We start from the raw sequence: 10,150 nt of genomic DNA, 5'->3' as shown, positions 1-10,150 counted from the left end.
TCAGAATGTCGATAAAATTGTGTCCCGAGAAGGCCACATAATTACGAATAAAAGATTCGGTTTTGTGCATCACAACGGCTAGCATCACCTTGGCGAGTGACATGTAAATAGGTTTTATCGCGGTTATCGCAAATCGAAAAGCTATCGTTCACTTGTTCAGGAAATTGCAGCTCAACCCCATCACCGACCATGCCAGCAAAGGTAAACTTCATGCTTTGGCTTAGCCCATACTGGGTTAAGACTAAGGCAAATAACAAATCGCCAGGCACACAAAAACGTTTTGCGCCCACATCGTGGATAGGGTTAAAGTCTTGAGCGATTTTTTTAGCGAAGTCACTGGCTTGTTGTGCAGAAACAGAAATTGATTGATTTTTCTTTGAAAAATAAGGCGATAGAAACATATTCACTCGTTCTTTAATGGCTCAATATTGGGCTAACAACATAATGGTCACGAGTCTACCTCAGTTTTGGCATTTCACTCACCCGATGACTTAAGCAACTAGATACAAGCTAGAGTCATGGCACTCGACTGCACCATGACCATATTTGTTAGGACTAGACTCGCTTAAATTCACGCTTTAATTGAAAACTCTCATCTGTCACTAGCTGCTCTAATACTTCAACCCGTTCGCGAAGTTTATCAAGTTCAATATGTAACAACTGGTTATCTGCCTGAAGCTTATTATTGGCAGAACTACCGCGCTCGCGGATTTTCACAATCGCGACCGCATATCCTCCCACAATGGCAAAAATCGGGATAAGTAATGCAAGGGTTGCTGGGTTCATAATGCGTCCTTTTACAATCGATCTATTGGGTTCCAGTATGAGCAACATAACCTAAATGCACCAGTGACAAAAGTCATGACATCAGCCCAAACTTATTCCTTATCAAAGCTATCTACTACAATCGCTCCCATAGAAGCGGGCATGCTAATCACAATAATCCGTTTAAAGGAAGTCATGGTGTCGTCAATTAAGGGCAATTTATCGAGACACAAGAGCACTAAACTGACGACACAAGCACTTATCAAATAGGCAATAATAATCCGGAAAATAAATACCGGCAGGCGGTGACGAATATTCTGTTGGAACACACTCTGGTAAGTAAACGCTCCGAGAAACAGCAACGACAAACCAAATAACATCAGCAAATTCAGTAGTGGTAAGGTTTCTCCGAGTTGCCATGCCTCTTCAGAAAAACCGATGGGCACAGCGAGCGCAAAGGCACCTACACACACTTGAATCGCATCTTCGGTATTAAAACGATAGGTATCAAATTGAAAAGCCATAGCTTAATCTCCCTGTCTTGCCTATGACTTGAATAAGCCTGTTATCGAGTTATCCCTGTTAACTTAGCTACAGGCGCTCTTCAAGGGATTTGAGTCTTTCTTTCGCTTGAGCGGCATAATCATTTGAAAAACGTTCAGCCAATACGAGACTTTGCTGGTACAGGATTTGTGCACGCTTGGGATCGGCATCGCCGCCCTCTCCAGCATCGAGTAAACTGGCCAATTGAAAATAAGCCTTACCAAGCACATCTTGTTGAATACCTTGCTTTTCACCTTGAGAGGCAACCTTATCAAGCCAATAACGAGCTCTTTGAGGGTTGCGCTGCGCTGGTTTCAATAAGATATCGGCATATTCTGCGGCAGCATACAAATCCCGCTCGGCGGCAATCTCCCAAAACTCTTGGCTTTGTTCAAAATCCTCTAGCCAATAATAGTAATCACTGGCAGCGCTAAGGGCCAAAGCGGGGTCAGCCTGTGCACTCAAACGATAATTGGCTAATGCCGCCGTTGCATCATGGTAGGGCGACCAAGGCAATACTTGGTAGAGAGCCATCATACTCATAGCCTCTGGCACACCTTGACTAACCAACTGTTTTAACTGCTCCCAAGCCTTAACTTCTGCGCTTTTTGCCTCGGCGGTATTTGACTTGCCTTGCAGTATGGTCTCAAAGGGCTTACGAATAAGTGCCATTTTGGCATCCATATCCCCAAGCCTAGCAGCACGTTGTAACCAATATTGGCTCTGATCAACCTCCCCCGCATAGGCGGCCTGTGATCGCATCCACTGAATAGCAATTAAGTCATCACCCTCGGCCGCCTCTCGGTAGAATTTACGCGCTTTTTCTTCATCCTTCGCCAGTGCATAACCTGCCCAATAGATGTGCGCTAGCAATCGCTTATCTTCGGCCTTGGTGCTTGCGCTTAAGGTATTGAGCATAGATTCAGGCTTACCATAGGCATAGAGATGCACATCTCCACGCGGATAACGATATTCGGTACCATCGGGGTAATGCACCGAAATATCGTCAGCTTGGCGCCACACATTCACTTGATAATCAGGCAAAACCTCTGGATTAAACTGCACCCGCAGCACAGCCTCTTTATCGAAACGCACCATTTGCGTTGCACTGCTCGACCATAAACTGCTGGTCGACTGCAAATTACTCTTAAGCTTTACCTCAAAGGGGCTATCTGTTTTGGGGCTATAGATAACCACTGGGTAATACACAGGATTAAGGGTAAGCGGTAACGCGGCAACCAGATTAGTATCTTCTTCACTGCCAGCAAGTATGGGTTCGATAGTTAGCTCTTGGCTTAAATAAAATCCATCATGGGGCGAGGCTTTGGCCGGTGGCTCGCTCGATGTTAATAATGGTGACGTATGTAAATAGTTATCTTTTAATGACTTAACCCTTTGCCATATGGGATGACTTGGCATCAAGTTAAGGTCAAGGACTAAGTCCTCCAACTGCCAATCGCAATCTCCGCCCCCTTGTAAGGCTAACGTAAGGGTGAATGGTTTAGCGGCAGCGCCACTTTCAAGCGATTGACGCAATACCGAGCTTTTATTCAGTGTGGCGCGATAGGGATTGGCAATATCACCATTCGGGAAACGGATTTCTTTGCGGGTACAAATAGAGGAAGTGTAATAACCCACAAGTTCTAGTTGGGTATGAGCAGGTAAACTCCCCATAAACTCAAAACGCTGTGCATTCTTGGGTGGTGTAGTTTGGTCAACAGGCAACTCTCGCTGCCACAGGCTATCCCAAAATCCCGCCCAAACGGGCGCTGAGAGAAACGAGCTTAAGCATAAGCTTAGCCAAACCAGTTTTGAAATCGAACTCATAATGCCAGCTCTCCATTGCTGATGAGATTTAGTCGCTCTTGATTAAATGTCTCTGCGTTGGTTTTCACCCCATGATCCCTTGCATTTGCTGCATGCCACATACGTAAACTTAGCGCAGTGCAGCTAATGTCTTCACGATATCACTAAAGCGTGGGCGACAAGATAACTCCGGCTGCATACAGTGTGCTTTTAACTGCCGCAGTTGAACTCGCAGCGCGTCGTCTTCATCGTTATCGGCAAAGGGCAATAAGTCATCAAGTAAACACCCTAGGGCCCGCACCTCAATAGCCTGCATGGCATCACGTTCCGATGTAGGCAATTTTGCTAAGTTTGAGGCGGCGCCAAAGTCACCGAACAACAGCGCCATTTGCTGATTAACCATCATATTATGGGCATAGACATCACCATGGCTCACTTGTTTCCCGTGCATATGCGCTAGGGTGTCAGCTAATTGCAAAGCGATTTCAGTTATGCCCTTCAGGCTAAATTCGGTCCCCGCTTTAAAGGTGTCTCGGGTACACGTCGCTAGAGATGGCGGTAAACCTAAGTTACTAAATCCTTGAGGAATCAGTTCCATCACTAAACCAAGTTGATCCTGTTGGCTGATATGCGCTAAGACTTTGATAAGATTTGGATGTGCGCCCGTAGTTAAACAACAATCTAGCTCATCGGCAGGATAACCATCACTGGTCACCTCTCCCTTAAACAACTTAACCGCAATATGTTCGCACCCAGTAGCAGCCACCATAGCAGGATTTAACCAACGACCTTGGTAAATAATGCCAGAAGCCCCTTCACCTAGTTTTTCACCGAGTTCAATGTCCGCTAATGTCACATTTAGCATACTCGCCACATCGGCATGGGGGTCAACCAAGGTATGGCTAAAGGGATTACCCGCAAACGCCAGCCAAGTAAGTTTGGGTAGCTTAAGCACCCAGTTTGGCAGCGCTTGCAGTTGATTAGCCGACAAACGTACTAATTCTAAGTTATGGCATTGGGTCATAGATGCGGGCAGCGAAGTTAAGCGATTGCCTGCCAAGGCTAATTTTTGCAGACGATGCAACTGCCCCATACGCTCGGGCAAGGCGGTGATTTGGTTATCCGTTAAAATCAGCCAGCGGGTTTGTTGAGGCAACGATGCCTCTGGCACAACACGAATTTGATTAGCCTTAAAGCCAATCATCTCCAATTTGGGGCACTGACCTAACACTTCTGGCAGCACTTCAAAGCGGTTATTGGAGGCAAACAAAATCTTTAGATGGGTTAAACGATATAAATCATCGGGCAGTGAACTTAACTGGTTATTGGATAAATCGAGGATCTCTAGCGTATCGGCTAAATCAAAGATTTCCTGCGGAAATTCAGTGAGGTTTTCAACCAACTGTAATCGAGTAACCCCTTGTAATTGCCCTGCTTTTAACTGCGTTAACGTCTGCACACTCTAACCCACATCAATGAAAAATCGCTGCTATGTTAGCTTATTTAGTGGTAAATCTAAATGTGACCTAGGTGGTCAAATTATCAGCAAAGCTATCCAGAAACCGCAAAACAGATTAGCATGTGCAACATTATCTATATCCAAGCAACCTAAAGATATCAGTTTCAGAGCGCCTAGGGTGCTCTCATTCAAGGTGCATCAAGGACAAATGTCGACCACATTTTGAATTGCTGCAATACAGAAATGGCGTACACAAACACTCCGTTTCGGCAGTCTTAAACACAGAAGCCTGCATCGAGTTAGGTTGTTTGGGTATAACGCCAAGTTAGCAAAAATGACAGGATAATCATGCGGAAAACCTTTCGCCAACCGAGTGCATTAGCAGTGCTAATGATCGCCATGTTGACAGCCCAACTCAGTGGCTGTGCGACAACATCGGCGCAAACCTCGCCCATGGAATTTGCCACCACAGCCCCAGAAGCTGAAGGTGATAGCGGAGATACCACACAATCTCATCATGATAAAAAAGAGATTGTCGACGAACGCTATGCCGATGTATGGGAGAAAATTCAACACGCCCGTACTATTGATGTGCATGACGATGCAGAAGTACGCAAACAGCGTAACTTTTTCGATGACAAGCAAAAGTTTATGACTCAGGTGACCCAGCGTGCCGAGCCATTTTTATACTATATTGTGAGTCAACTCGAAGCCCGCAATATGCCGCTCGAACTGGCACTATTACCAATTGTCGAAAGTGGTTATAACCCGCTGGCGCAAGCAAATGGCCCCGCCGGACTTTGGCAAATGATCCCCGCTACGGGCCGAAACTTTGGCCTAACGATCAACTCAGCCTACGATGGTCGCAAAGATGCATTGGCCTCGACCGATGCCGTACTCGACTATTTGCAGCACTTACACGACACCTTAGGTAACGACTGGATTAACGCCGTTGCGGGCTACAACAGTGGCGAATTAGTGATTAAAGCCGCTATCGATAGAAACAAAGCTAAAGGCAAACCTACGGATTTCTGGTCGCTGAATATTCCTGCTCGCCAAGTACAAACCGTGCCTAAGTGGCTGGCGTTTATCCAAATTATCCGCGCCCCAAGCCATTACAATCTCAAAGTAATGCCGATTGCCAATCGCCCATTTTTGGAACGCTTACCCGCTCCCAATGGCGTTGAAATAAGCCAAATCGCCAATGCTGCGGGACTCACTAAAGCGGAGTTCAAAACCTATAACCCAGGATACCGTCAAAACGTGATCCCCAGTAAAGGCAAATACCAAATTGCCCTGCCGATTGAAAACATTGGCCACTATCAAGAAAACCAGCACAAGCTCTATGCTCAAAAACGTTACGACAGCCAAACCTATATCGTGAAATCCGGTGATAGCTTAGGTTCGATCGCAGCTAGATTTGATTTATCAGTCAAAGAGTTAAAACAGGCAAATAATCTGACCTCTGATCGCCTAAAAGTCGGCCAAGAGCTCACGCTATTAACGCCAATGGCGGCTAATGATAATGAGCCAGAGCCCGCAAAAGCTAAGGCTAAAACAGACAAATCATCGACCAAAGCGAATGCGAGTAGCACTAAAGCCGCCACCTCAAAATCGACCGAGAAACCAGCTGCTAAAGCCAAAACCTACAAAGTAAAATCAGGGGATTCACTGGATAAAATCGCGCGTAAAAACAAGGTGAAACTCGCCGATTTAATGAAGTGGAACCAGCTCAATGCCAAGAGCATTATTAAACCCGGCCAAGAGCTAAAACTGTCAGAATAGATATTGTTAATACGAAAAAGCACTACCTAGGTAGTGCTTTTTTATTGCCCAATTTATTTACAGCTCAACCGCTGCGATTAAAGCTTAACTAGGTTATAGCCAAAGCTAGTTGAGGCATCCTTATTCAGCACCATAGTGACGTTGTCTTGATTATTAAAATCGATCATATCAGAGGCGTAAACCACCGTTTTTGAGCCATTTTCGACAGAGATAACCTTGATAGAATACTCACCTTTAGGCACCACTAACGATTGCGGCGCTGTCGGATTAATCGCACTGATCTTATAGGCTGCCGTATCAATAGTGTCGTTCGCCTTTAAGAAGTACAAAGTCAGGTTACTCTTATCGGCAAAACTCACGATATCGAACTTGAAGCTGTAGGGACTTGGCGTTTGAGTTTGTTTCATCTCCATCGCCTTCACTTGGCTGCCCTGCTCGTAAATAAAGATGGTTTTAATATCATCTTGATTAAGGGTGATCAGCACATTATCGAGCAATTTCGCTTGGCTAGTATGGTCAAATACGCTCACGCCAAAGTCATTAAACTCGGCGCCTTTATAGGCCGTTACGCCAAAGGGGGCCACATTGCTAAATAGCGCTTCTTGTTTACTACTCACCACTTTCACATCAACATTATGTGTGGCCAAGCCATTGAACACTCTAAAATCAACACTGCTTTCGAGGGCGACATGGTTACGCACATTGGTGGTAGAGTCGACGCTGTCTAAACTGATTTTAGCCGCTGATGCGCCAAAGCTTTCCCTTAAAATCAACTTATAAGGCACCTTGGTTTTAAAGCTAATGCTCGCCGTGGTGTAGCTGATATTGGTCGTACCCGCCGCGGTCAGATAAATTTTGTAGTCGCCAGTATCCAAAATTTGTGGCGTTGAAACCTCACCATAGGAAACGCTGCCAAGCATCACCGCATCGGCAAAGCCTTTATCCGCCTTGGCAATATACGCATCGTACGCTGGTGCATTGGTTGCAGTATGGGCAATCAACAACTGCATTTTGCTCTTGTCTGCCTCGGCATTTTGTTTATCAAGCTCGGTGCGCGAGTAATTGATATTCAAAAGGGCTGGCGAGGCAAAATCCCCATGCAAAACAAAGAAATGATCAGTTGCCGTTTTTAAATCGATATTCTCTTTATAGAGCGAAATATCTTTATTTGCCGCATCCTTACCCATCACCTCGACAGCACTCACGCCGGGAGTTGATGTAAAGCGTGGCATCGCATCGGCGTAACTCACACTTTCATAGGTTTTATCGCCAATCTTCAGCGCGGTATCAGTGCTGCCAACTGTCGCGTTGTAAAATTGCACATAGGTATCGGTTTTGGAGGTATCCTCATCCTTGTTATTATCGGAGCCACCGCAAGCAGTAACCCCTAAACAGGCGAAGGTCATTACTGCGAATCCTTTGAGTTTATTGTTAAGCATTGTATCCCTCATTTGCAGACAAAATTTCAGTTCAGTCTACGCAGTTATACAATGACAACAATGGCAATTTCCACTCAAAACAAAAACAAATATTTTACAAACTCAAACACTTAACAAACATTTCAGCAACCAAGCTAATATTGATACAAATCACATTTTTCAGGCGCTGAATTGATACAAATACCTTTTTCGATACGTTTACTTACAACTCAAATAACTTCTTTTACGCTAAAAATTATTTGGCTTTAAGCACAGGCGTTCGGACTTTAACCTGCTTTGGCTCCATCCCAAGATACGCGACAACCTTGTTCGTCTTATACGATTGGGTTACTCTCGCATCGCCAATTAAGCCTTAGGGATGGATAGGGTTTGCAAGGGATTCTTAACTACTACAAACAGTGTTTTCAACACGATAGTGCTGAAATTAACCTGTGGTCTAGCCACAAACTTGCTGAGCAAGAAAAGCTATTGCTCCAAGGTGAAGATGAGTTAAGCAGTGGCTTTCTGCCTCGCTTGCCGGTGCCATTTGCTCCTGCCTCGGCATTAATGGCGCGTAGTGCCTTGTATCTACGTGAAAAAGTATTATTGCACTGTTGTCTGTTTTTCTGCGGCACTGTCGAGCTTAATGGCGAAAAACGTAAAGTCGTCACGCCACTGCTGTACCGTGAATGTCAGTTACAGGCCGATGGCGATAGCATTTACCTCGAATCTAATCACAGCTTCTCTGGCGGCGGGCTATTCACCATCAACGAAGCCCTGTTAGAAAAATTAGTCGTTGAGGGACACAGCTTAAGTCAAGAGCTACGCAATAATCCAACGGATGTCAGTGGCTGGATAGCTTGGCTGCGGGCAGGCCAAGCCGATGTTGATACCAGTCATTTATTGCATTTTCCCAAGCTGATCGATGAGGCTGAATTCACTGGCTTATGCCGTAAACGTGGGCAGTTTATGGTTAGTCGCAGCCAAATTATTCTTGCAGAGCGTTCGCAGGCCAGTCGCGGCATATTGCACGAACTCGACAATCTCATTACAGCACCCTCACTCTCTGCGCCGCTTCAAGCGCTATTTGAGCAAGCGCCAACTCGAGATTCAGTTAATCACAATGTCGACACCCAAGAAGCTTATCTTCCAGGGCTATTAAGCCGCGCGCAAATTCAAGCCTTAAAGGTGGCGGCCAACCATACTTTGGGGCAGATATCGGGCCCACCGGGAACGGGTAAAAGTTACACCATAGCCACAGTGGCGGCGGAGCAGGTATTAAGGGGTAAATCTGTACTCATCGTAGCCCACACCGATGTTGCCGTTGATGTGATTGCCGACAAGTTGCAGCAGCAATTCCAGCTAGGGAGCAGTCTTATTCGAGCCGGCTCGCCGCAGTTTATTAAAGTCCTTAAAAACCAGATAGATGAAATGCTCCATGGTCAGCATCCTGCGACTGCTGAAACCCTCTCAGATATCCTACTACTCAATGCAAAACAGCAACTAAATACTGTGACTCGTCAGCAAACCAAAATGGAAGCCGGTTTTATACACCATTGCCGCCATGCCATACGTCGCGGCCAAAAACTGGCGACCTTACAACAAGGACAATCCCGTTGGCGCTTAGGATTTTACAATTGGGCTTACCGTGCGGGGATCAAACAGTTTGCTCAGCAATGGGATGTGCTCGATAAATTAACCGCCCTTATCGCCCAAAAAGAAGACTTAAGCCTCAAATACTTACAATTGGCCACTCACTATCGATTAAACCAATTGCTCAAACATAAGCGCAGTACGCTGGTGAGTTTTGCCAGTGCACTTCGCGCTCGCCAGTCCGCTAAGCAACTCGACGGCTTCTACAAGACGGATTTTGATGCCTTAAAGCAAACCTTTCCCATTTGGTTATCGAGCCTTGCCAGCTTGCATAAAGTGCTGCCCATGGAGCAGCAAATGTTTGATCTAGTGATTATTGATGAAGCCACCCAAGCCAATATTGCCGCCTGTTTACCGGCCTTGCAGCGGGCAAAAGCAGCACTGGTGGTAGGCGACAGCAAACAGCTGCGCCATTTCTCGTTTTTATCCCGTGCAAAACAAACCCAAATCCAGACCCAACTCGGACTTGCTGCGGAGTGCCGCGGCCTAATGAGCTACCGTGATGCCAGTATGCTCGACTTAGTATCGCAATCCCTTGCGAGCCAATCCCAAGTAGTATTTTTAAATGAGCATTTTCGGAGTAAACCTGAGCTGATCCAATTTAGTAATCAGCAGTTTTATCAAGGTATGCTGAAGATTATGCAGCACAGACCCTGCACAAGTTCAGGGCACTTACACCGAGTCCAGGTGACTGGCAGCCGTGATAGTAAAGGAATTAACG

At 45.8% G+C, this 10,150-nt stretch carries 7 protein-coding genes and 1 pseudogene; 2 read left to right on the top strand and 6 right to left on the bottom strand.

Annotation, left to right across the window (positions count from 1 at the left end):
* From SHEWPOL2_RS20490 to SHEWPOL2_RS20470, 5 genes and pseudogenes are all read right to left on the bottom strand, one after another.
* Positions 1 to 401 (bottom strand): annotated as a pseudogene (locus SHEWPOL2_RS20490) (DUF3581 family protein); the annotation flags it as partial.
* A 154-nt stretch (positions 402 to 555) separates the two neighbouring features.
* Complete coding sequence (locus SHEWPOL2_RS20485) at positions 556 to 786, bottom strand: hypothetical protein (protein ID WP_037431174.1); 231 nt, start codon at positions 784 to 786, stop codon at positions 556 to 558.
* A 92-nt stretch (positions 787 to 878) separates the two neighbouring features.
* Positions 879 to 1,289, bottom strand: a complete 411-nt coding sequence (locus SHEWPOL2_RS20480; protein ID WP_037431171.1) for a DUF2391 family protein — start codon at positions 1,287 to 1,289, stop codon at positions 879 to 881.
* Between the two features lie 67 nt (positions 1,290 to 1,356).
* The gene (locus SHEWPOL2_RS20475) at positions 1,357 to 3,135 is read right to left on the bottom strand and encodes a sel1 repeat family protein (protein WP_037431170.1); all 1,779 of its coding nucleotides are present in this window, start codon (positions 3,133 to 3,135) and stop codon (positions 1,357 to 1,359) included.
* Between the two features lie 109 nt (positions 3,136 to 3,244).
* The gene (locus SHEWPOL2_RS20470) at positions 3,245 to 4,573 is read right to left on the bottom strand and encodes a leucine-rich repeat-containing protein kinase family protein (protein ID WP_037431167.1); all 1,329 of its coding nucleotides are present in this window, start codon (positions 4,571 to 4,573) and stop codon (positions 3,245 to 3,247) included.
* Positions 4,574 to 4,921: 348 nt separating this feature from the next.
* Here SHEWPOL2_RS20470 and SHEWPOL2_RS20465 point away from each other — a divergent pair, with 348 nt between their 5' ends.
* Positions 4,922 to 6,358 (top strand): LysM peptidoglycan-binding domain-containing protein, encoded by a 1,437-nt coding sequence (locus tag SHEWPOL2_RS20465; RefSeq protein WP_037421898.1) that lies wholly within the window; start codon positions 4,922 to 4,924, stop codon positions 6,356 to 6,358.
* Positions 6,359 to 6,435: 77 nt separating this feature from the next.
* Here the strand turns inward: SHEWPOL2_RS20465 and SHEWPOL2_RS20460 are convergent, their stop codons facing one another.
* On the bottom strand, positions 6,436 to 7,797 hold the full coding sequence (locus tag SHEWPOL2_RS20460) for a DUF4397 domain-containing protein (protein ID WP_037431166.1): 1,362 nt from the start codon (positions 7,795 to 7,797) through the stop codon (positions 6,436 to 6,438).
* A 369-nt stretch (positions 7,798 to 8,166) separates the two neighbouring features.
* Here SHEWPOL2_RS20460 and SHEWPOL2_RS20455 point away from each other — a divergent pair.
* A partial coding sequence (locus tag SHEWPOL2_RS20455) for an AAA domain-containing protein (protein WP_037431165.1) occupies positions 8,167 to 10,150 on the top strand: 1,984 nt, incomplete at its 3' end.

This window comes from Shewanella sp. POL2, assembly GCF_000282755.1.
Classification (GTDB): domain Bacteria; phylum Pseudomonadota; class Gammaproteobacteria; order Enterobacterales; family Shewanellaceae; genus Shewanella; species Shewanella xiamenensis.
The sequence above is the reverse complement of the archived record's forward strand: the minus strand, read 5'-3'. Positions and strand labels throughout refer to the sequence as shown.

Coding starts and splice junctions, on each gene's coding strand:
- SHEWPOL2_RS20485 (WP_037431174.1), bottom strand. CDS start 786: ATGAACCCAGCAACCCTTGCATTACTTATCCCGATTTTTGCCATTGTG.
- SHEWPOL2_RS20480 (WP_037431171.1), bottom strand. CDS start 1,289: ATGGCTTTTCAATTTGATACCTATCGTTTTAATACCGAAGATGCGATT.
- SHEWPOL2_RS20475 (WP_037431170.1), bottom strand. CDS start 3,135: ATGAGTTCGATTTCAAAACTGGTTTGGCTAAGCTTATGCTTAAGCTCG.
- SHEWPOL2_RS20465 (WP_037421898.1), top strand. CDS start 4,922: ATGCGGAAAACCTTTCGCCAACCGAGTGCATTAGCAGTGCTAATGATC.
- SHEWPOL2_RS20460 (WP_037431166.1), bottom strand. CDS start 7,797: ATGCTTAACAATAAACTCAAAGGATTCGCAGTAATGACCTTCGCCTGT.